Genomic DNA, 21,189 nt, shown 5'->3' with positions numbered 1-21,189 from the left:
TATGTCAGAGCCAGGACTCACCAAAGATGTCATCGCCGCACATGGGTTCAGCCCCGACGAATGGCAGGAAGTTCTGAAAATTTTGGGCCGTAAGCCGAATTTCACCGAGATGGGGATCTTCTCGGCCATGTGGAACGAACACTGTTCCTACAAATCCTCCAAAAAATGGCTCCGCACCCTGCCAACAGAAGGCCCTCAGGTGATTTGTGGACCGGGTGAGAATGCAGGCGTCGTGGACATTGGCGACGGCCAAGCCGTCATCTTCAAAATGGAGAGCCACAACCACCCCAGCTACATTGAACCTTATCAAGGTGCGGCAACGGGTGTCGGCGGCATCCTTCGCGATGTCTTCACCATGGGGGCCCGCCCGATTGCGGCGATGAACGCCCTGTCGTTCGGCGAACCGGATCACCCAAAAACTCGCCAGCTTGTGAACGGCGTCGTCGCCGGCGTCGGCGGCTACGGCAACTGCTTTGGGGTTCCCACCGTTGGCGGCGAAGTGCGCTTTGATCCAGCTTACAATGGCAACTGCCTGGTGAACGCTTTCGCGGCTGGTCTCGCCGATGCGGACAAGATTTTCTACTCCGCAGCATCAGGTGTGGGCATGCCTGTCGTCTACCTCGGCGCGAAAACCGGCCGTGACGGTGTTGGCGGGGCGACGATGGCCTCGGCTGAGTTTGACGACACGATTGAGGAAAAACGCCCAACCGTCCAGGTGGGCGACCCCTTCACCGAAAAGCGCCTGATGGAAGCCACGCTGGAACTGATGGCGACGGGTGCTGTGATCTCCATCCAAGACATGGGGGCCGCTGGCCTCACCTGCTCCGCCGTGGAGATGGGTGATAAAGGCGGCCTTGGCGTGCGCCTTGACCTCGAAAACGTCCCCCAGCGGGAAGAGAACATGACCGCGTACGAAATGATGCTGTCCGAAAGCCAAGAGCGGATGCTTATGGTCCTGAAGCCAGAGCTTGAAGCCGAAGCGCGCGCTGTGTTTGAGAAATGGGACCTCGATTTTGCAATAGTTGGGGAAACCCTGCCAGAAGATCGCTTCCTCATCATGCACAACGGGGAAGTGAAGGCAGACCTGCCACTCTCCAAGCTGTCCTCCACCGCGCCGGAATACGACCGCCCTTGGGTTGCCACCCCAGCCGCGGAACCCTTAGGTGAGATCACTGGCGTGAACCCCATCGACGGCCTGAAAGCCCTGATCAGCAGCCCGAACTATGCGGGCAAACAGTGGGTGTATCAGCAGTACGACCAACAGGTTATGGGCGACACAGCCGTGCCGCCCGGCAAAGGCGGCGGCGTCGTGCGTGTGCATGGGACGGAAAAATCGCTCGCCTTCACCAGCGACGTGACCCCGCGCTATGTCAAAGCCAACCCCATCGAAGGCGGGAAACAGGCCGTGGCGGAAGCCTACCGCAACCTCACAGCCGTTGGCGCGACACCTCTTGCCACAACCGACAACTTGAACTTCGGAAACCCCGAAAAACCGGAAATCATGGGCCAGTTCGTTGGCGCGATCCAAGGCATCGGTGAAGCGGTTGCGGCGCTCGATATGCCCATCGTGTCGGGCAACGTCTCTCTCTACAATGAAACGGACGGTCAAGCGATCCTGCCCACGCCCACCATCGGTGCTGTGGGCCTCATCGCTACCGCCGAACACATGATTGCTGATGATATTCGGGAGGGGCATGTCCTCCTCGTCATTGGCTACACCACTGGACACCTTGGTCAATCCGCCCTCCTCGCCGAAGTCTACGGCAAAGCCGAAGGAGACGCGCCGACCGTCGATCTGGCCGCTGAGCGGCGCAATGGTGACTTCATCCGCGCCAACCACACGATGATCCGTGCCTGTATTGACCTCTCTGACGGCGGGCTGGCTTTGGCCGCGTTCGAACTGGCAGAGGCCGCAGGCGTCGGCATCACACTCGATATGGACGATACGCCAACGCTCTTCGGCGAAGACCAAGCGCGCTACCTGATTGCCTGCAATTTCGACCAAGCCGAAGACCTGATGCTGTGCGCAGGCCGCGACCGTGTGCCGATTGCGATGGTGGGCCGCGTCGGTGGCGATCAAGTCACCTTCGGCAGCCACAGCGCCGATCTGGCGGAGCTTTCAGAGGTCTATCGCACCAGCTTTGCCAAGGCGGTTGCCTGATCAAACCTCTTGTCAACTTGCTAGCAGTTCATAAATTACAAGGTGAACCAACAAAGGACGGCACATGATCGACGCTCAAACCATCGAGGACCTTATCCGAGAGAGCTTCCCGAATGCACAAATCACCGTGCAGGGCGATGACGGCGCGCATTTTGCTGCACAAGTGGTCGATGAAAGCTTCCGTGGCAAGAACCGCGTGCAACAGCAACGCGCCGTCTATGCCGCGCTCAAGGGCAAGATGGATGGCAGCAACGGCGAACTCCACGCCCTCGCCCTGACCACCAAGGCACCGGACTAATCTGATGAACTCCGGCTTCTTCATCTTCCTTGTTAGTGGCGCGATCCTTGCCATTCTGATCGGTCGCGCGATCCTGATCGTACAGCGGGAAGGCAACAAACCTGTGCGCGGCTCCGAACCCGGTGATGGCGATCATACGATCCACGCAGAATACAGCTCCGGCTTTTCGGGGCACTCCACATCCTACAAAATACCGCGCGATCCGCAGGCTTACGCCAAAAGCTTCGTGCCCAAGCAAAGAACGGACACCTCAAAATGAGCGCTCAAGACCAAATCAAAGAGACCATCACCAACAACGACGTGGTGCTTTTTATGAAAGGCACGAAATCCATGCCACAGTGCGGGTTTTCCTCCCGCGTGGCAGGTGTGTTGAACTTCATAGGTGTTGAGTACGCCGACATCAACGTGCTGGCGGACGACGACATCCGCCAAGGCGTCAAAGACTTCTCCGACTGGCCCACCATCCCGCAGCTTTACGTAAAAGGTGAGTTCATCGGCGGCTGCGACATCGTCACCGAAATGACCCTCTCCGGCGAACTCGACACGCTGCTGGATGAGAACGGCGTGGGTTTCAATAAAGAGGCAGCAGATAAGATTCGTGAGGCGAATGCATAGGGGCACTTTCGTCTAGTGAATTACAATTGAATGTTTGTTTCGAGCCCAAGTCTACAAAAGAGATTTGCTCGGAACATTCCAAACATCCTACTTCAATTTAAGACAGCCAACTTTGCACCGAGAAAACCAAAAGTTCCGGCGAAGCGGCGTTCGATCCATTTCATGACCGATGGCCGCCGAATAACATAGTCACGCGCATATGACGCGAATGCACCAAAGACCAAGAAGACACAGAATGTCATGATCATGAATACAATCGCCAACCCCACAAGGGAGGCTGTCGCATTGGTTACGCTTGGTGAAATAAACTGAGGCAGAAACGCCAGAAAGAATAACAATAGCTTTGGGTTCAAAACGTTCAGCAACATGCCGCTAGTCGTTATCCGAAAGTATCCTGCTCATTCTTTGCTCACAAATACTTCCATCACTGTGTCGTCTTTCAATATTTTCCAAGCCATGTAGAATAAATATCCTACTCCCAAAATTTAATGACTTGGAAAGCTAAAGCGCTGGTATGAAGCAATGCTGCCAATCCAATGATGCTAGCAAAGGCGGCAGGTATAATTCCAAGCATGCATCCGAACGCGGCAGCGATGCTCGCCCTGAACCCACGGCCAAGACCAATTGCTAAAGTGAAAATGACACCAGTCCCGAGAAGGAGGACCAGGACCAGCCACTTTAGCAAAATTTCAAGCAACATATGACAGGCCCCAAATACAGGATAGGCTCTTCTTTAAACATTAAATCGTCGAGTGAAGATCTGTCCGCACAGCAGACTTCCACATTAATCGACTGAGCTAGCAAGTCACCGAACTCACCCCGCCTTCCGCTCCACCTCATCGGCAATCGCTTCTGCGCAGGCGGCGAGTTCGGACAGGGTTTCTGTCACGGAGGGCGGCACGACGCGGACTTCGCGGGTCTCGGAAGGTTGGCTTTCCAGCGTATCGATCCGCGCCTGAAGTTGCGCGATGCGGCCGTTGGCTTCTTTGACCTTGTCGTCGAGGCCGGCAGTCTTATCCGCCAGCATCAAACCAGCCATCAACAGCATCCGTGATTCTGGCATGCGGCCGATCTGGCTCGACAAATGCTCCGCCTCTTCGTCCAACATGCCTGCGGCTGTTTGGAGGAAATGTTCTTCCCCATCCGCGCACGCCACCTCAAACGTCCGACCGCCGATCTTGATATCCAACTGAGCCATCTTACGCGCCCTCCACCAGTGATTTCAGATCGGCGATGATCGCGTCCGCCTCTGCCGCGTCGGCGCTGCGTTGTGCGCGCAGGGCGTCAAGCTCCGCCATTAACGCGCGGTTCACCAATTCCGGTTCCGCGACATTGCTGGTCACAGCCCCACGCAGCTGTTCAATCATCGCGTTCAAATCCGCGTTAGAGGTGCGCAGGGTCTGCAACTCCCCATCCAGATCGCTCAATTGTTTTCTGTAGGACGTCACGCGGGCTTCAAGCTCGGCAATTTTGTTGTCCTGCCGCACTTTCAGGGCCTTCACCCGCTCTTCCAACTGCGCATTCGCGGTGCGTTCCTCGGCCAATTGCGCCTCAAGCCCGCTGTCCGCCGGAGCCGCTGCTGGCGCCTGCGCCGCATCCAAAGCCTCCACACCTGCGGAAATCCGCCTTAGCGCGTCCGTTAGTCTGCCTTCCAATACGCTCAGTTCGCTCATTCACCCGTCCTTGTCATTTTGGAACCATCCTTCAGCTTCAACGACAGTCGCTAAATGCCTCATTCAACAGCACCAATTTTCGAATCGTGCCCCACACAGACAGGTTATGCCATTGGTTTCGGTCCCGCAAATTGATGAGCGTGAACGATTTGAACGGCTTAGCTCTCGGCCTTGAACTACGTCCTCAAATTGGTATGACGCGAGAGAGTTCCACCTTCAGAAAATGGACACAGACCTTGGACATCGACGCACTCCGCACCACCCACCCTGATCACTGGATGAAAGCCGCCGCTATTCGGGCGCTGACATTGGACGCGGTCGCTGCCGCGAACTCTGGCCACTCCGGTATGCCCATCGGCATGGCAGATGTTGCAACGGTTCTGTACGAAAAGCACCTGCGCTTTGATCCCAAGGACGCCAACTGGCCCGACCGCGACCGGTTTATCCTCTCTGCGGGGCATGGCTCCATGCTACTTTACTCCCTGCTCTACCTCACGGGGTATGAGGGTATGGACCTCCAACAACTCAAGGACTTCCGTCAGTGGGGCGCCAAGACTGCCGGCCACCCAGAATATGGCCACGCGCCAGGGATTGAGACGACGACTGGCCCACTTGGCCAGGGCATTGCAAACTCCGTCGGTTTTGCCATAGCTGAAGAAATCCAGCGCGCGCGCTACGGCAAGAAGATCGTCGACCACCGCACCTATGTGATCGCGGGCGACGGGTGCTTGATGGAAGGCGTCAGCCAAGAAGCGATTGGCCTTGCAGGTAAGCACGAGCTCGGCAACCTCATCGTCTTCTGGGACAACAACAACATCACCATCGACGGCACCGTCGACCTTGCGGATAAAACCGATCAGATCATGCGGTTTGAGGCATCAGGCTGGCACGTCATTTCCATCGACGGCCATGATCCGGTTGCCATCGACAAAGCCATCGTCGCCGCACAGAAAGACCCGCGCCCGTCGATGATTGCGTGCAAAACGCATATCGCACTTGGCCACGCGGCGCAGGACACGTCCAAGGGCCACGGTGCACTGACGGATCCAGAGCAACTGCAAGCGGCGAAGGACGCTTACGGCTGGAAAGGCGGCCCGTTCGAAGTCCCTGCCGACGTCAAGTCAGGCTGGGAAGCAATGGGCGCACGCGGGGCAGAAGCTCGCGCCAAATGGCAGGATCGCTTCCTGAAGCTCTCCAGCGCCAAGCAGGCGGAGTTCAACCGCACCTACGCACTGGAAGCGCCGAAGAAGCTCACCTCCGCAATACGCACTTTCAAAAAGGAAATGGTTGAGACTGCGCCGAAACTCGCGACCCGCGCCGCGTCCGAAAAGGTCTTGGGCGTCGTGAACCCGATTTTGAAAGAGACCATTGGCGGCTCTGCCGACCTCACAGGGTCCAATAACACAAAGACAGCCGACCTTGGCGTCTTTGAGCCAGAGAACCGCGGTGGGCGCTATATTTACTACGGTATTCGCGAGCACGGCATGGCCGCAGCGATGAACGGCATGGTGCTGCACGGTGGTGCGCGGCCATACGGCGGCACGTTCATGTGCTTTACTGACTACGCTCGTGGCGCGATGCGTCTGTCAGCCTTGATGGAAGTGCCGACGACATACGTCATGACCCACGACTCCATCGGTCTGGGGGAAGACGGCCCAACGCACCAGCCGGTCGAACACCTCGCCCTGCTCCGCGCGACACCAAACACCCACGTCTTCCGCCCGGCGGACATCGTGGAAACAGCAGAAGCGTGGGAATGTGCGCTGACGTCAAAGAAAACGCCGCACGTTCTGGCCCTGTCCCGTCAGGGGCTACCAACAGTTCGCAAGGACCACAAGGCCAAGAACTTGTCTGCACAAGGTGCTTACGTCCTCGCCGATGCTGAGGGTAAGCGTCAGGTAATCCTGATGGCCACAGGCTCCGAAGTCTCCGTCGCCATTGCCGCACGTGATCTTTTGCAAGCCGAAGGGATCGGCACCCGTGTCGTCTCCATGCCGTGTATGGAGGTGTTCGCGGAGCAAGACGCCAGCTATCGCAAGCGCGTGCTGCCCGGCGGTCCTGTGCGCGTCGCAATTGAGGCAGGCGTGCGCCAAGGCTGGGATCAGTGGCTCTTAGGCGAACGCGGCCGTGAGCAGAAGGCGGGCTTTGTCGGCATGGACAGCTTCGGCGCATCCGCACCCGCTGGCGTTCTGTTCCAAAATTTCGGCATCACGGCAGAGGCCACAGCCGCTAAAGCGAAAGAGCTTTTGGGTTAAGCCAATCTGATACGGGACATGATCGGCGCGACAATGCGCGTGCCGATCGTGATCAGGATCAGTCCGTAGATCAGACCAAACACACCATCCAGCGTCGCGGTGATCAACCATTTGATGAACCCCGTGCCGCTTTCCATGCCGGACGCCAACTGCAGGGCGAGCGCCTTGATCGCCTCATAAGGCCATGCCCAGATGTGCGTCACCTCAAGCCCGTGAATAATAATCGAGCCGCCGACCCAAAGCATGGCAGCGGTGCCGATGATCGACAGGGCTTTCATCAGTTTCGGCATTGCCAATACCAACCAACGCCCAAAACTCTGGGAAGCACTGGAGCGACCGTTCTTGGCCATCCACAGACCCACATCATCCATCTTCACAATCAGCGCGACGGAGCCATAGACCGCAATCGTCACCGCAATCCCAACAACAGCGAGTGTGGCCGTTTCGAGCCAGAAAGACGCAGCGGGAATGGCCGCAAAGCTGATGGTCATGATCTCAGCCGACAGAATGAAATCCGTCTTGATCGCCCCTTGTACGCGCTTTTCTTCCAGATGCAGCGGATCCCCGATATCCATATCCTTTTCGACGTGTTTGTCCCCATGCGGGAACAAAGCGTGGAAGACCTTCTCCGCCCCTTCAAAGCAAAGATAGCTCCCGCCGAGCATCAAGAGATAGGTAACAGACCAAGGTGCATATACGTTCAGCAGCAAAAGGGAGGGCAAAAGGATCACAAGCTTGTTGAAGAACGATGCCCGCGTGATCTTCCAAATAATCGACAACTCACGGCTTGCATCCAAGCCCTCGACATACTTTGGTGTCACTGCGGCATCATCAATAATGATCCCGGCAGTCTTTGACCCCGCCTTAGCAGCCATGCTGGCCACATCATCCACACTCGCCGCTGTTGCTTTCGCAATCGCAGACACATCATCCAACAATGCCAGCAGTCCACTCATGTGGCCTCCATGATTCTCTGAGATTTGATAGGTAATGCCATTCTAACCCATGCCAATACAATCGTTAGCGCAACCACCGCTGAACAATCCGAAATTCGTTACCGCTAACGTTGATTGTTTGCGATAACATACTGACAAAAATACATTTTTTCTTCATGATCCCGCTTGAGCACGATATATGCCGCACAAGGGCTCCGACATGAGAGGACGTACGTTGTGACAGTAACGGTGGGCATTAACGGATTTGGCCGCATCGGTCGCTGTACTTTGGCATATATCGCGGAAGCCGCGCGAAACGACGTCCAAGTGGTCAAGATCAACGCCACTGGCCCAATTGAAACCAATGCCCACCTCCTTCGATACGACAGCGTGCATGGCCGCTTTGGCGGTGACATAAAGGTTGACGGGAACTCACTCGAACTAGGCCGTGGCCCGATTGACGTGATGTCGACTTATGAGCCTCAGGAACTCGACTGGGACGGTGTGGATGTCGTGCTGGAATGTACAGGCAAGTTCAACGACGGTCAGAAATCCGCCGTCCACCTTGACCGTGGCGCGAAGAAAGTCCTGATCTCCGCCCCTGCCACCAACGTCGACCGCACCGTTGTCTATGGCGTGAACCACCGCGATCTGATGGCGGAGGAGCGGATGATCTCCAACGGGTCCTGCACCACGAACTGCCTCGCCCCTCTGGCCAAAGTCCTGAACGACGCCATCGGAATTGAGCGTGGGATCATGACGACGATCCACAGCTACACAGGCGACCAGCCAACGCTGGACCGTCGGCACAAAGACCTCTACCGCGCGCGTGCTGCAGCTATGGCGATGATCCCAACCTCCACAGGTGCCGCGAAAGCTTTGGGGGAAGTGCTGCCAGAACTCAGCGGCAAGCTTGACGGCACATCGATGCGTGTGCCGACACCGAATGTCAGTGCTGTTGATCTGACGTTTGAGGCGGGCAAGTACGTCACCGCCAATGACGTGAACGAAATCGTCGCAGAAGCCGCGAACGGCTACATGGGCATGGTGCTCAGCTATGATGCGGAGGCGAAAGTCTCGATCGATTTCAACCACACCACCGAATCCAGCATCTTTGCCCCCGATCAGACCAAGGTCGTCGGTGGACGCACGGTGCGGGTTCTGGCGTGGTACGATAATGAGTGGGGCTTCTCCGCGCGGATGGCCGATGTCGCCTCCGCCATGGGTCTGCTTCACTGATTACACTCGCAACACCTGCCGCTTCGCTGTACGGAGCAGCATGACCAACACCCTCATCCTTTGGATTGCCGCGATCATCCTCGCGCTCTTTACCGTTGATTACCTATTTTTCGACTCGGCGCTGCTTATTGGCTTTATGAAACTTCTTCTGGACCTGATCGAATACATCGCCTTTTGGCGGTAATTCGCTTTGCCCTGCCATTGACCTTTCCCTGAAAATCGCAATGTTAGCGCCAACAATCGCGCTAACTCCCAGCGCAGTATTTCGGAGGGCCCTTTTATGGCAGTCAAAGTTGCAATCAATGGATTTGGACGTATCGGACGAAACGTGCTTCGCGCGATCATCGAAAGCGGACGCACAGATATAGAAGTTGTCGCCATCAATGATTTGGGTCCGGTTGAGACAAACGCGCATTTGCTGCGCTTTGACTCCGTCCACGGACGCTTCCCTGCCGAAGTCAAAACGACAGAGGCCACAATCGACGTCGGCCGTGGCCCCATCGACGTGACCGCCATTCGCAATCCGGCGGACCTTCCGTGGTCGCATGTAGATGTGGTGATGGAATGCACCGGCATCTTTACAAGCAAAGAAGCCTGCCAGCCACATTTAGAGAATGGCTCCAGCCGCGTCCTCATCTCTGCCCCTAGCAAAAACGCAGACAAAACAATCGTCTACGGTGTGAACCATGACACGCTGACCAGCGATGATATCGTTGTGTCCAACGCCTCTTGCACCACGAACTGCCTGTCCCCTGTCGCCAAAGTCCTTAACGACGCGATCGGCATCACCAAAGGCTTTATGACCACCATCCACAGCTACACGGGCGATCAGCCGACGCTGGATACGCTGCACAAAGACCTTTACCGCGCGCGTGCCGCGGCGATGTCGATGATCCCAACCTCCACCGGTGCGGCCAAGGCTGTTGGCCTCGTGCTGCCAGAGCTCAATGGCAAGCTTGACGGCGTTGCGATCCGCGTGCCGACGCCGAACGTCTCCGTTGTTGATCTGACGTTTGAAGCATCCCGCGAAACAACTGTGGAAGAGGTCAACAACGCCATCATAACGGCGGCGGACGGTCCGCTGAAAAGCGTGTTGGGCTATACCGACCTGCCGATGGTGAGCATCGACTTCAACCATGATCCCCATTCTTCGGTCTTCCATTTGGATCAGACCAAAGTCCTCGACGGGAATATGGTGCGCATCCTGACTTGGTATGACAACGAATGGGGCTTCTCTAACCGCATGTCCGATACGGCTGTGGCGATGGGTAAACTTATCTAAACGCCTGAAACTTCATCGTAATCAGCCGTCCTCTGGGCGGCTTTTTGCGTTTCGGGGGCAAATGGACATCTTGCAACCAGTGTCATGCATTTCATGCAAAGTCATTTCGAAACCGTCAGTGGTGCTGCGCTGAAGCATGACTAAATCATGGGACAAGACACAGCGAAACTGCAGTTCAACCGAAGGAGCACCGCACATGTCTGTCTTGAAAACTGTTCAAACTGCACTTCAGAAGCGGGCAACTTACCTGCGCACAAAAGCAGAGCTGGAGCGGATGCCGCTTGATATCGCGCTCGACCTCGACATCTACAAAGGCGACGGCGCTAAAATCGCGTCCCGCGCGGTCTACGGTGCATAAGCGATCAACAGTTTGGGAATCCCGAGGAGCATGTGAGAACCGCTTTGCCCCTTTTTTAGGTGCTGAGTTTGCCCATCAGCGCCGACCGAACCGCTGGCGTTACGAACTTGCTAACATCACCGCCCAGACGGGCAATCTCTTTCACAAGTTTCGACGCAATCGCTTGGTTCTTGGCATCCGCCATTAGGAAGACGGTTTCAACGCTGGCATCTAAAGCGCGGTTCATCCCAACCATCTGGTATTCATATTCAAAGTCAGCCACCGCACGCAAACCCCGCACAATCACCGATGCACCTACGTCATGGGCGCAGTCGATGAGCAAATTTTCAAACGAGTGCACGACAATCTCACAACCGGTTTGCTCACCGACAGGTCCTACCTCAGCTTCGATCATCGCCACACGATCTTCAAGCGTGAACATCGGCCCCTTGTCGCGGTTGATGGCAACACCGATCACGAGGCGATCCACCAGCGAACAGCCACGGCGAATAATGTCTATATGCCCATGGTGAATGGGATCAAAAGTGCCCGGATACAGCCCAATACGCATTCTGGACCCTCGTTCTGACTTGCTTTCGCGCACGCAACAATATTGCGGGGCGGATTGCAACCCGCTTGAAAAAGCAACGTTAGGTTCAGTGACCCATAATCATCCCTTGCAGGGCGTCCTTTTCCATCGACAGTTCTGACAGACGAGCCTTGACCATATCACCGATAGAAATCAGGCCAATCATCTTGTCATCATCCATCACAGGCAAATGACGGAAGCGGCCCTTGGTCATCATCTCGAGCACGCGATCTGCGGTATCAGCTTGAGAACAGGTCACGATCTTACGTGTCATCAGATCCGAAACAGGATCAGTCAAACACCCTGCCCCGCGCTTTCCAAGTTCGCGGACGATGTCCCGCTCCGACAAAATCCCTTGCAGCGTTTCGCCATCCTCTGACACGACGACCGTACCGATCCTTTTGGACGAAAGTATGTTGGCCGCATCGGCCACCGGCGCATCTGGCTTGATGGAAATGACTCCAAGGTCTTGTTTCGTTGCAAGAATTTTTTGAACGAGCATAGCAGCCCTCCTTTGTTTGGCTGTCTTCTTAGCCTGCGACCGGAAGGATCAGTCTGTCAAGGTTATGCTGCCTCTAACCGGCTAACTTCGGCCCGCATGCCGGCTAAGAGCGCCTCCGCAAAGGTCTTCAGGCGTTCGGATGTACGGTCAGAGGCGTGGCGGACAAGGTAATAGCTGCGGGTCAAGCAAACATCGGCCTGCAACACCCGTCGCAGATTTGGAAAGGCGGGCAATGCGAAGTCATGGACAAACCCAACGCCACGCGATTGCTGAATCAGATGCATCTGCACAGCGACGGAGTTGGAGGTGAGCTGTGCCGTTTGACGTTTCAAGGTGTCCAGATAATCAAGTTCTTTGTCGAAGATCATATCCTGAATGTAGCCAACGACCGGCAGATCACCCAGATCAGCCAAGGTTTTGGGCGGGGTCGCATCCGCACTCATCGCTAAGCGCAAGGAGTAGTCTGTAATCTTTTGAACGGTATAGCGGCCCGTGCTGGGTGGGCTAACGGTGATCGCCATGTCCGCCTCCCGCTGGGACAGGTTCACCACCCGCGGGAGCGACAGGATTTGTATCTCCAGCTCTGGATTGTCTGCCTGAATCTTGGCGCAGACCTGCGGCAGCAAATACCCTGCGCAGCCATCCGGCGCGCCGATCCGAATTTGACCCGAAAGCGCCGTTCCAGACCGCGCAGAGGCATCAAAGGCGCGCATCAGTGCTGTTTCGGCTTCCGACGCCTCTTCTAATATCCGTTGGCCCGCATCTGTCAGGCGATAGCCCTGCGGCGATTTCACAAACAGCGTTTGGCCCATGGTTTGTTCAAGCCGCATGATACGTCGGCTGAGTGTGGCAGGGTCCATCTTGAGCTTCGGGGCGGCCGCACTCAGCCGTTCAGCCCGGGCAACCCCAAGAAAAACGCGCATGTCATCCCAATTCAGCATCTCACCAATCCTTGCATTATCGCAAAATGATTTTGCCTGATTGCCACTTTATCACGCAAAAACGCAAGAGTATGGTTCCGCTCAACTTGTTGGAGGATCCCATGCTAGAGCTCACTCATTACATCGACGGCGCACATGTCAAAGGCACGTCAGGCCGTTTTACCAATATCTTCAACCCCGCCACCGGCGAGGTTCAAGCGAAAGTCCCGCTCGCCAGCAAGGAAGAAGTTGAGCAAGCAGTGGCCATTGCTGCTGCCGCGCAGCCTGCTTGGGCCGCCACCAACCCGCAGCGCCGCGCGCGAGTAATGATGAAGTTCGTCGCACTCCTCCAACGCGATATGGACAAATTGGCCGAGGCCCTGAGCCGCGAGCACGGCAAGACCCTCCCGGATGCGGCGGGCGACGTGCAGCGCGGGCTCGAGGTCGTTGAATACTGCATTGGTGCCCCGCACATGCTTAAGGGGGAGTTTACCGACAGTGCTGGTCCCGGCATCGATATGTACTCGATGAAACAGCCGTTGGGCGTGACCGCAGGCATCACACCCTTCAACTTCCCAGCCATGATCCCGATGTGGATGTTCGCCCCTGCCATTGTCTGTGGCAACAGCTTCATCCTGAAACCGTCCGAGCGTGACCCCTCCGTCCCGCTGATGCTGGCCGAACTGATGGAAGAAGCGGGTCTGCCGAAAGGCATCTTGCAAGTGGTGAACGGCGACAAGGAAACGGTCGATGCGATCCTTTATGACGAGACGATCCAATCTGTTGGGTTCGTTGGCTCCACGCCGATTGCGGAATACATCTATGGCACCGGCTGTGCACAAGGGAAGCGCGTGCAGTGCTTTGGAGGAGCCAAGAACCACATGATCGTGATGCCGGATGCGGATATGGACCAAGCTGCAGATGCGCTTGTAGGCGCGGGCTATGGCGCGGCAGGTGAGCGCTGCATGGCAATCTCTGTCGCGGTGCCGGTGGGCGATGAAACAGCCGACCGCCTGATTGAAAAGCTAATCCCACGGATCGACGCCCTGAAGGTTGGCCCCTACACCGCTGGGAACGATGTGGACTATGGGCCCGTTGTGACCGCAGCGGCCAAAACGAATATCGAGCGTTTGGTCCAGACCGGCATCGACCAAGGGGCTAAACTCGTCGTCGATGGGCGCGATTTCAAACTGCAAGGCTATGAGGATGGCTTCTTCGTCGGCCCGCATCTTTTTGACAACGTCACCAAGGACATGGACATCTACAAGCACGAGATTTTTGGGCCAGTGCTGTCCACCGTGCGTGCGCAGTCTTATGAAGAAGCAATCGGTTTGGCGATGGATCATGAGTACGGCAACGGCACCGCGATCTTCACCCGCGATGGCGACACCGCGCGCGATTTTGCCAACCGCATCAACATTGGCATGGTCGGCGTGAACGTCCCGATCCCAGTACCACTGGCCTATCACACCTTTGGGGGGTGGAAGAAATCCGTGTTCGGTGATTTGAACCAGCACGGTCCGGATGCTTTCAAATTCTACACGCGGACGAAAACCGTCACGTCCCGCTGGCCATCGGGCATCAAGGAAGGCGGCGAATTCTCCATCCCTGTGATGGAGTAACGATGGCGTCACCCCCTTTCAGCGCTGGAAATGGCGGTTATAGTTGAAATCATTATTTCCAGTTTGATTGATGAAAGTACAAATGATGAGTGACAAATCCCGCAGAGACATTTTGGCCCTTGGTGCTGCTTTTGCTGGCGTGGCCGCAGCAAATGTGGCGCAGGCCCAGACCGTCCACACTGTGACCATCAAAGGCTTTGCTTTTGAGCCTGAGACCCTGACAATCAGTGCAGGCGATCAGGTGGTCTTTACCAACGAAGACAGCGCCCCGCACACGGCCACCGCTGACAACGGTGCATTCGACACGGGCACGCTATCCCGTGGCCAGTCGGCGACGCTGACGTTTGGTGGGGCTGGCACTTTCAGCTATTTCTGCGCCATTCACCCCAGCATGAAAGGCAGTTTGACTGTCGCTTAACCACGATCACGGCTCGCTATGACGGATATCTTCACACGGATCGAAGCCCGAGCGGGCCGGATCACACTCAATCGCCCAGACGCTCTGAACGCGCTGACGTGGGAGATGTGTCGCGCAATTGAAGCGGCTTTGGAGGATTGGGCGGAGGCGGACATTGATCTGCTCATCATTGACGCCGTGGGTGACAAAGCCTTTTGCGCCGGCGGCGACATTCAGGACATGTACGACAGCGGGCTGCGGGGCGATCTGGAGTACGGGCGCACATTCTGGCGCGACGAATACCGAATGAATGCCAAGCTCTTTGAGTTTCCAAAACCTGTCGTGACCTTCCTTCAAGGGTTCACAATGGGCGGCGGCGTTGGCGTCGGGTGCCACGGCTCTCATCGGATCGTCTGTGACAGCAGCCAAATCGCCCTGCCGGAATGCGCAATCGGCTTGTTGCCAGATGTAGGCAGCACGTTGCTGCTGGCCCGCGCGCCCGGGCGGTTGGGTGAGTTCTTAGGCGTCACCGGCTATCGCATGTCCGCTGGCGATGCGATCCACGCAGAGTTTTCAGACTATTTTATTCCTTATTATGAATGGGATACGCTGAAATCTTCACTCATTTCTACAGGCGCCGTCAGCCTAATTGACGCAGCCGCGAAACCAGAACCCGAAAGCACCTTAGCTAAATGGCAGGCGGACATCGACGCCGTTTTTGGCGGTGAGACCTTGGGCGATATCATGCGGGCGATTCCGGATGCACCAAGCGACGCCCTGACTTACGCCCAAAAAGCCATCGCCAAGAACGCCCCCCTCGCCATGTGTGTCGCTGTGGCCGCGATCCACCGCGTCAGGATGCGCGATGACATTAGGTGCGCGCTCGATCAGGAATATCGGTTTACGCACCGTGCGGTGGCCCAAGGGGACTTCATCGAAGGCATCCGCGCGGCGATCATCGACAGAGACAAATCGCCCAAATGGGCACATGACAGTTGGAAAGACGTGCGTGCAAATGACGTTTTGCAAATGACACTGCCTTTGGTCCAAGACGCGCTGGCGTGGGAGGATTGAGATGAAAATTAGTTTTATCGGGCTCGGCAATATGGGCGCGCCAATGGCCCGCAAACTGATTGCAGCAAGTCACGAGTTGGTAGGGTTTGACACCGCCACTACTCCCGATGGGATCGCGATGGCAGGCAGCGCGGCGGAGGCCGCAACGGGCGCTGACGCGGTCATCACCATGCTGCCCAACGGCGCGATCTTGCAAGCTGTCGCCGCTGAAATTCACCCCGCGATGAAAGCCGGTGCGCTGCATCTTGATTGTTCCACCGTCGATGTAGACAGCGCAAGGATCGTCGGGGAAGCCGCTGAAAATGCGGGCCTATCCGCAGTCGATGCGCCCGTTTCCGGCGGCATAGGCGGCGCTGAGGCGGGCACGCTCACCTTCATGGCAGGCGGATCGGAAGAGGCGTTCGCCACAGCCCAACCGCTGTTTGAGATCATGGGGCAAAAGGCAGTGCATTGTGGGGCTGCGGGGAATGGTCAGGCGGCGAAGATCTGCAACAATATGATCCTTGGGATCACGATGATCGGCACCTGTGAGGCGTTCAATCTAGCCGACAAGCTGGGCCTCGACCGGCAGGCGATGTTTGACGTGGTGAGCACCTCGTCAGGTTATAGCTGGTCGATGAACGCCTATTGCCCCGCCCCTGGTGTGGGGCCACAGTCACCAGCCGACAACGGCTATACCCCCGGATTTGCAGCGGAATTGATGCTGAAAGACCTGCGTTTGAGTCAGATGGCGGCGGAAGCGACGGATGCAGATACGCCGATGGGGCAAGCGGCAACAGCACTTTATCAGAGCTTTGTGGAGGATGAGGACGGGCTAGGCAAAGACTTCTCCGCCATGCTGCCGCGGTTCGAAAAGCGCGGGCGCGGATAGCATGAAATCCCATATTTTTCACTTACACGGTGCGTACACAGGGCGTAAACACAGCGTATGTACAGGTTGGCCTACGCTAGTGCCTTGCCCAGACGCGGCAGCAGCGCCTTTTTGAGCAATTTACGCATCGTCCAATCCTCCCCCGACATCTCACGAGCGGTAGCGAGGACGCCCTCGCACACCGCGCGAATGTCCACGTTATGGTTTTCAAGAAACCCGATGAGGAACCCATCGGGATCAACACGACTGACGCCTTCTTCTGCCAAAATGTTACGCGGGAAGTCTTTCGCGTTGAGCGTCATAATCGCGTCGCACGACCCCGCGACGGCAGACGCAAGCACATGAACGTCGTTGGGATCCGGCAGCCAAAACCGCTGTTCCAACCCCTCATGCGCCGGAACCATCGCGGACGGGAACTGAGCGGACAGCAGTGCCACCTCCCCCCGCGCAATCGTCTCCGCCTCTGGTCCCAGCTTGTGCGTTGCGCGGACCCATTCTTCTAATATGCGGTCGGACCATTTGGGCTCGAACACGCCCATGTTGGCACATCCCAGCACCACCTCCCGCAACACGGTCGGATAAAGAACGCAGGCGTCGATCAGCACTCTCAAAGGCGGAAGACCAGTGATTTAAGGTATCCGCTTTCAGCAAGGTGCGGCGTCAGCGGGTGGTCTGGTCCAGCAAACCCTGTATGGATGATCTGTCCGTGCCGCCCACTGCGCCCGATCCCACGGGCGGAAGCGTTGCGAAACTTGGTGAGGTCTGCCGCGTGGCTGCAAGAACAGAGTGTGAGGTATCCCCCCTCTGCCACCAAGAGGGCCGCCAACCGCGCAACCCGTTCGTAAGCGCGCAGGCCAGACTCGAGCGCCTTTTTGGACGGTGCAAAAGCGGGTGGGTCGCAGACGACAACTTCGAACCTCGCCCCCTCTTTGGCGAGTTCTTCAAGAACCGCGAAGGCATCGCCTTTGCGCTTTTGAAATTTGTCAGAGACGCCCATCGCCGCCGCACCTTTTGCGGCTAAGGCCAGCGCATCCTGCGAGCCATCTACCGCGAGCGCGGATGCCGCGCCATTTGCTAGCGCCGCAAGGCCAAAACCACCGACATGGCTGAACACATCCAGCACCTTCGCGTCTTTCGCCAAGCCCGCCACGAACGCATGGTTCGGGCGTTGGTCGAAGAAAAGGCCGGTTTTTTGCCCCCCCATCACATCCGCCATATAGATCGCGCCGTTCATTGGAACGGGGATGGGTGCGGTTGGTGCCGTGCCCCGCCCCACTTCGGTTCGGTCATCGAGCCCTTCAAGGACGCGGGCGCGGCCCGTGCCATTGACGATAACATTGGTGATACCATTGACGTCACAAAGCGCATCAAGAATCGTTGGCAGCAATTTGTCGGCCCAAGCGGCATTGGGCTGGATCACCGCCGTATCGCCAAAGCGGTCCACAATCACACCGGGCAACCCATCAGCCTCGGCATGGATCAGGCGGTAGAACGGATCGGGATAGAGCCTGTTGCGGTGTGCGAGCGCCGCGCGGAACTTGGCGACGAACCACGCATAATCGATCTTGGTCCCCACTTTGCGGTCGAGTATGCGGCAGGTGATCTTGGAGAGCGGGTTCACCCCGACAACACCCAGCGGTTTCCGCTCCGCATCTTGCAGGACAGCCAGTGTGCCGGGGTCCAATTTCTTGGTGCGGCGGTCCATGACCAATTCGTTGGCATAAGCCCAAGGAAAGCCGTGTCGGATCGCGCGGGCATCGCCTTTTGGCAGCAAGCGCACTGTGGGGAAGAGGTCATCAGTCATAGGGGAGCGCTTACAGAAGCCGATGCGCCAAGGGAAGCTGAGAACGCAACGCAGGGCGCGGATTTGCGGTGCGGCATACTGCCGACCGATCTTGTTAGCGCTAACGACCCATGCTAGGACCAGGCAAAACAAGCCAATGAGAGCGAGTCGCCATGGCCCTGCATCCTGTCATCACCGAAGTCACCGACCGTATCCGCAAGCGGAGCGAGCAAACACGCGGCGATTATCTGGACCGAATGGCCGCCGCCGCTGCCGAAGGCCCGCGCCGTGCGCATCTGACCTGCGGCAACCAAGCCCACGCCTATGCTGCATCTGGTGATGACAAAGCGGCTTTGGCGGGTGGTCGCGCCGAGAACGTTGGCATTATTACCGCTTACAATGACATGTTATCCGCGCACCAACCATATGAGCGTTATCCTGATGTGATCCGCGCAGCGGCTCGTGCCGCAGGTGGCACAGCTCAGGTTGCCGGTGGAGTGCCCGCGATGTGTGACGGCATCACGCAGGGCCAAACGGGGATGGAGTTGTCGCTTTTTTCCCGCGATGTAATTGCTTTGGCGGCGGGTGTTGGCCTGTCGCACAACGTCTTTGACAGCGCGCTCTACCTTGGCGTTTGCGACAAGATCGTTCCGGGGTTGATTATGGCGGCGGCAACGTTTGGCTATATCCCGTCGATCTTCCTGCCTGCGGGCCCTATGGTCAGCGGGATCCCAAACGATCAGAAGGCCAAGGTGCGTCAAGACTTCGCCACCGGCGTTTGCGACCGGAATGAGCTGATGCGGGCGGAAATGGCATCCTACCACGGGCCAGGCACCTGCACGTTCTACGGCACCGCAAACACCAATCAAATGCTGATGGAATTCATGGGGATGCAGCTTCCCGGCTCGTCCTTCGTGAACCCCAACACACCGCTCCGCGAAGCGTTGACCGTCGCCGCGACAGAGCGGGCGTTGCAGATCACCGCCTTAGGTAATGATTTCACGCCCGTGTCAGAGGTTCTGGACGAACGCGCCTTCGTCAACGGAATGATCGGTCTGATGGCCACGGGTGGCTCTACCAACCTCATCTTGCATCTGCCAGCAATGGCGCGGGCCGCGGGGATTATCCTTGATCTGGAGGATTTCGGATCTCTGTCGGAAGCGACCCCCCTCCTCGCCAAGGTCTATCCAAACGGTCTGGCGGACGTAAACCACTTTCACGCGGCGGGTGGTTTGGGCTTTCTGATTGGGGAGCTTCTGAATGCAGGGCTGCTGCATGAAGAAGTGAAGACGATCGCTGGCGATGGCCTCAACCGTTACACCAAAGAGCCGAAGCTGAAAGACGGCGCGGTTCTGTACGAAGACGGAACGCGCGAGACCTTGAATAACAAGATCGTGCGGCCTGTGTCTCATCCCTTTTCCAAAACCGGTGGTTTGGCGCAGTTGAAAGGCAATCTAGGGCGCGGCGTCATCAAAATCTCTGCCGTAGCAGAGGACCGCCATGTGATTGAGGCCCCCGTGCGCGTGTTCCACACACAAGAAGCTGTCAAAACGGCGTTCCAGAACAATGAGATCACCGAAGACACCATCGTCGTGGTGCGCTTCCAAGGGCCGAAGTCGAACGGGATGCCGGAACTGCATGGCCTGACACCTGTTCTGTCCGTCTTGCAAGAGCGAGGCTTGCGTGTGGCGCTGGTCACGGATGGCCGGATGTCGGGCGCATCGGGCAAAGTTCCCGCCGCGATCCATGTCAGCCCCGAAGCCGCCGACGGTGGACCGATTGGGAAACTGCACGACGGTGACATTGTGCGGCTCAACGCCACGTCGGGTGTGCTGGAGGCGGTTGACGTTGACCTTGAGACCCGCGAAACCGCGATTGCTGACCTCACCGGAAACGGAAATGGCGTTGGCCGCGAATTGTTTGAAGTCTTCCGTCGCACCGTCGGGTCTGCCGACACGGGCGCGAGTGTGACCCTTTAAGGAACTGGAATTGATATGACCCCGCAACAAGCCTCCGTCGAAACGCGCAATGTGTGCGAACTTGCTCCTGTTGTGCCCGTGCTTGTGGTTGAGAATGCTGGCATTGCCGCCCCTTTGGCCGCAGCTTTGATCTCTGGCGGCTTGCCTGCGTTGGAAGTCACCCTGCGAACCAAGGCTGCGATTGACGTCATTCGCGAAATGGCCGCGGTTGAGGGCGGTGTTGTGGGGGCGGGCACGCTTTTGACGAGCCAAGACGTTGAACAAGCCAAAGAAGCGGGTGCGCGGTTCGGTGTATCCCCCGGCGCGACAGATCGTTTGATCGACGCCTGTGTCGCCAATGAATTGCCGCTTCTGCCCGGATCGGCGACCGCAACGGAGGCGATGTATCTGCTCGAGCGTGGCTATAGCATGCAGAAGTTTTTCCCAGCGGAAGCCAACGGTGGCGCACCCGCGTTGAAAGCGATTGGCGCGCCGATCCCGCAGGTCACATTCTGCCCCACAGGCGGCGTGAGCCTGAAGAACATAAAAGACTATCTGGCCCTCAGCAACACGGCCTGTGTCGGCGGCAGCTGGGTGGCCCCGAAGGAACTTGTCGCGGCGAAGGATTGGGACGGCATCACAGCGCTTGCCAAAGAAGCCGCCGCGCTGCCCCGTTAA

25 protein-coding genes are annotated in these 21,189 nt (G+C 57.4%); 15 read left to right on the top strand and 10 right to left on the bottom strand.

All coding sequences use genetic code 11. The annotated features are described in order from the left end of the window. The first annotated feature begins 1 nt into the window (after position 1). The 4 genes from purL to grxD all read left to right on the top strand — a co-directional run bounded on the left by purL (position 2) and on the right by grxD (position 3,074). Positions 2–2,161 carry a phosphoribosylformylglycinamidine synthase subunit PurL gene (gene purL / locus ACTF5F_RS06845; RefSeq protein WP_438956134.1) on the top strand — a complete coding sequence of 720 codons (2,160 nt, stop codon included), beginning with the start codon at positions 2–4 and terminating at the stop codon, positions 2,159–2,161. A 64-nt stretch (positions 2,162–2,225) separates the two neighbouring features. After that, complete coding sequence (locus tag ACTF5F_RS06840; RefSeq protein ID WP_438956133.1) at positions 2,226–2,459, top strand: BolA/IbaG family iron-sulfur metabolism protein; 234 nt, start codon at positions 2,226–2,228, stop codon at positions 2,457–2,459. Positions 2,460–2,463: 4 nt separating this feature from the next. After that, the gene (locus tag ACTF5F_RS06835; protein WP_438956132.1) at positions 2,464–2,718 is read left to right on the top strand and encodes a hypothetical protein; all 255 of its coding nucleotides are present in this window, start codon (positions 2,464–2,466) and stop codon (positions 2,716–2,718) included. Then, positions 2,715–3,074, top strand: coding sequence for a Grx4 family monothiol glutaredoxin (gene grxD / locus ACTF5F_RS06830; protein ID WP_438956131.1), 360 nt, complete (start codon positions 2,715–2,717; stop codon positions 3,072–3,074). Before ACTF5F_RS06835 ends, grxD begins: the two co-directional genes overlap by 4 nt. 92 nt (positions 3,075–3,166) lie before the next feature. On the opposite strand, the gene ACTF5F_RS06825 is transcribed toward grxD, so the two are convergent. From ACTF5F_RS06825 to ACTF5F_RS06810, 4 genes are all read right to left on the bottom strand, one after another. Further along, entirely contained in the window at positions 3,167–3,442 is a 276-nt protein-coding gene (locus ACTF5F_RS06825) for a LysE family transporter (RefSeq protein WP_438956130.1), read from the bottom strand. 104 nt (positions 3,443–3,546) lie between these two features. Continuing rightward, positions 3,547–3,774 carry a LysE family transporter gene (locus ACTF5F_RS06820; protein ID WP_438956129.1) on the bottom strand — a complete coding sequence of 76 codons (228 nt, stop codon included), beginning with the start codon at positions 3,772–3,774 and terminating at the stop codon, positions 3,547–3,549. Positions 3,775–3,888: 114 nt separating this feature from the next. After that, positions 3,889–4,272 (bottom strand): cell division protein ZapA, encoded by a 384-nt coding sequence (locus ACTF5F_RS06815; RefSeq protein ID WP_438956128.1) that lies wholly within the window; start codon positions 4,270–4,272, stop codon positions 3,889–3,891. Between the two features lies 1 nt (position 4,273). Next, positions 4,274–4,747, bottom strand: coding sequence for a hypothetical protein (locus ACTF5F_RS06810; protein ID WP_438956127.1), 474 nt, complete (start codon positions 4,745–4,747; stop codon positions 4,274–4,276). Positions 4,748–4,983: 236 nt separating this feature from the next. On the opposite strand from ACTF5F_RS06810, the gene tkt reads away from it, so the two are divergent. Then, a complete protein-coding gene (tkt, locus tag ACTF5F_RS06805) occupies positions 4,984–7,002 on the top strand; it encodes a transketolase (protein ID WP_438956126.1) in 2,019 nt (672 codons plus the stop codon). Here the strand turns inward: tkt and ACTF5F_RS06800 are convergent. Then, positions 6,999–7,958: a DUF808 domain-containing protein gene (locus tag ACTF5F_RS06800; RefSeq protein WP_438956125.1), complete on the bottom strand. Its 960-nt coding sequence runs from the start codon at positions 7,956–7,958 to the stop codon at positions 6,999–7,001. The two genes, tkt and ACTF5F_RS06800, sit on opposite strands and share 4 nt — an antisense overlap. A gap of 216 nt (positions 7,959–8,174) precedes the next feature. Here ACTF5F_RS06800 and gap (ACTF5F_RS06795) point away from each other — a divergent pair, with 216 nt between their 5' ends. The 4 genes from gap (ACTF5F_RS06795) to ACTF5F_RS06780 all read left to right on the top strand — a co-directional run bounded on the left by gap (ACTF5F_RS06795) (position 8,175) and on the right by ACTF5F_RS06780 (position 10,816). Next, positions 8,175–9,176 carry a type I glyceraldehyde-3-phosphate dehydrogenase gene (gap, locus tag ACTF5F_RS06795; protein WP_438956124.1) on the top strand — a complete coding sequence of 334 codons (1,002 nt, stop codon included), beginning with the start codon at positions 8,175–8,177 and terminating at the stop codon, positions 9,174–9,176. A gap of 40 nt (positions 9,177–9,216) precedes the next feature. Beyond that, on the top strand, positions 9,217–9,360 hold the full coding sequence (locus tag ACTF5F_RS06790) for a hypothetical protein (protein WP_438956123.1): 144 nt from the start codon (positions 9,217–9,219) through the stop codon (positions 9,358–9,360). A gap of 96 nt (positions 9,361–9,456) precedes the next feature. Further along, entirely contained in the window at positions 9,457–10,458 is a 1,002-nt protein-coding gene (gene gap, locus ACTF5F_RS06785; RefSeq protein WP_438956122.1) for a type I glyceraldehyde-3-phosphate dehydrogenase, read from the top strand. Positions 10,459–10,654: 196 nt separating this feature from the next. Then, positions 10,655–10,816 carry a hypothetical protein gene (locus ACTF5F_RS06780; RefSeq protein ID WP_438956121.1) on the top strand — a complete coding sequence of 54 codons (162 nt, stop codon included), beginning with the start codon at positions 10,655–10,657 and terminating at the stop codon, positions 10,814–10,816. A 55-nt stretch (positions 10,817–10,871) separates the two neighbouring features. Here the strand turns inward: ACTF5F_RS06780 and coaD are convergent, their stop codons facing one another. From coaD to ACTF5F_RS06765, 3 genes are all read right to left on the bottom strand, one after another. Further along, complete coding sequence (coaD, locus tag ACTF5F_RS06775) at positions 10,872–11,366, bottom strand: pantetheine-phosphate adenylyltransferase (protein WP_438956120.1); 495 nt, start codon at positions 11,364–11,366, stop codon at positions 10,872–10,874. Positions 11,367–11,451: 85 nt separating this feature from the next. After that, complete coding sequence (locus tag ACTF5F_RS06770; protein WP_438956119.1) at positions 11,452–11,886, bottom strand: CBS domain-containing protein; 435 nt, start codon at positions 11,884–11,886, stop codon at positions 11,452–11,454. A 62-nt stretch (positions 11,887–11,948) separates the two neighbouring features. Next, on the bottom strand, positions 11,949–12,827 hold the full coding sequence (locus ACTF5F_RS06765; protein WP_438956118.1) for a LysR family transcriptional regulator: 879 nt from the start codon (positions 12,825–12,827) through the stop codon (positions 11,949–11,951). Positions 12,828–12,928: 101 nt separating this feature from the next. Between ACTF5F_RS06765 and ACTF5F_RS06760 the strand changes: the two genes are divergently transcribed. The 4 genes from ACTF5F_RS06760 to mmsB all read left to right on the top strand — a co-directional run bounded on the left by ACTF5F_RS06760 (position 12,929) and on the right by mmsB (position 16,770). Continuing rightward, complete coding sequence (locus ACTF5F_RS06760; protein ID WP_438956117.1) at positions 12,929–14,428, top strand: CoA-acylating methylmalonate-semialdehyde dehydrogenase; 1,500 nt, start codon at positions 12,929–12,931, stop codon at positions 14,426–14,428. Between the two features lie 82 nt (positions 14,429–14,510). Continuing rightward, the gene (locus ACTF5F_RS06755; RefSeq protein ID WP_438956116.1) at positions 14,511–14,846 is read left to right on the top strand and encodes a cupredoxin domain-containing protein; all 336 of its coding nucleotides are present in this window, start codon (positions 14,511–14,513) and stop codon (positions 14,844–14,846) included. An 18-nt stretch (positions 14,847–14,864) separates the two neighbouring features. After that, entirely contained in the window at positions 14,865–15,899 is a 1,035-nt protein-coding gene (locus ACTF5F_RS06750; protein ID WP_438956115.1) for an enoyl-CoA hydratase/isomerase family protein, read from the top strand. 1 nt (position 15,900) lies between these two features. Beyond that, positions 15,901–16,770: a 3-hydroxyisobutyrate dehydrogenase gene (gene mmsB, locus ACTF5F_RS06745; RefSeq protein ID WP_438956114.1), complete on the top strand. Its 870-nt coding sequence runs from the start codon at positions 15,901–15,903 to the stop codon at positions 16,768–16,770. A gap of 71 nt (positions 16,771–16,841) precedes the next feature. On the opposite strand, the gene ACTF5F_RS06740 is transcribed toward mmsB, so the two are convergent. Together ACTF5F_RS06740 and ACTF5F_RS06735 are read right to left on the bottom strand one after the other, a co-directional pair. Beyond that, positions 16,842–17,381 (bottom strand): RSP_2648 family PIN domain-containing protein, encoded by a 540-nt coding sequence (locus tag ACTF5F_RS06740; protein ID WP_438956113.1) that lies wholly within the window; start codon positions 17,379–17,381, stop codon positions 16,842–16,844. After that, complete coding sequence (locus tag ACTF5F_RS06735; RefSeq protein WP_438956112.1) at positions 17,378–18,574, bottom strand: RSP_2647 family RNA methyltransferase; 1,197 nt, start codon at positions 18,572–18,574, stop codon at positions 17,378–17,380. Before ACTF5F_RS06735 ends, ACTF5F_RS06740 begins: the two co-directional genes overlap by 4 nt. 152 nt (positions 18,575–18,726) lie before the next feature. Here ACTF5F_RS06735 and edd point away from each other — a divergent pair, with 152 nt between their 5' ends. Both edd and eda read left to right on the top strand, forming a co-directional pair. Continuing rightward, positions 18,727–20,532: a phosphogluconate dehydratase gene (gene edd, locus ACTF5F_RS06730; RefSeq protein WP_438956111.1), complete on the top strand. Its 1,806-nt coding sequence runs from the start codon at positions 18,727–18,729 to the stop codon at positions 20,530–20,532. A 15-nt stretch (positions 20,533–20,547) separates the two neighbouring features. Continuing rightward, positions 20,548–21,189 (top strand): bifunctional 4-hydroxy-2-oxoglutarate aldolase/2-dehydro-3-deoxy-phosphogluconate aldolase, encoded by a 642-nt coding sequence (eda, locus tag ACTF5F_RS06725; RefSeq protein WP_438956110.1) that lies wholly within the window; start codon positions 20,548–20,550, stop codon positions 21,187–21,189.

The organism is Cognatiyoonia sp. (genome assembly GCF_965661665.1).
In the GTDB taxonomy this organism is placed as follows: domain Bacteria; phylum Pseudomonadota; class Alphaproteobacteria; order Rhodobacterales; family Rhodobacteraceae; genus Cognatiyoonia.
Note: the sequence above shows the minus strand (reverse complement) of the source record. Positions and strands in the feature narration are given on the sequence as shown.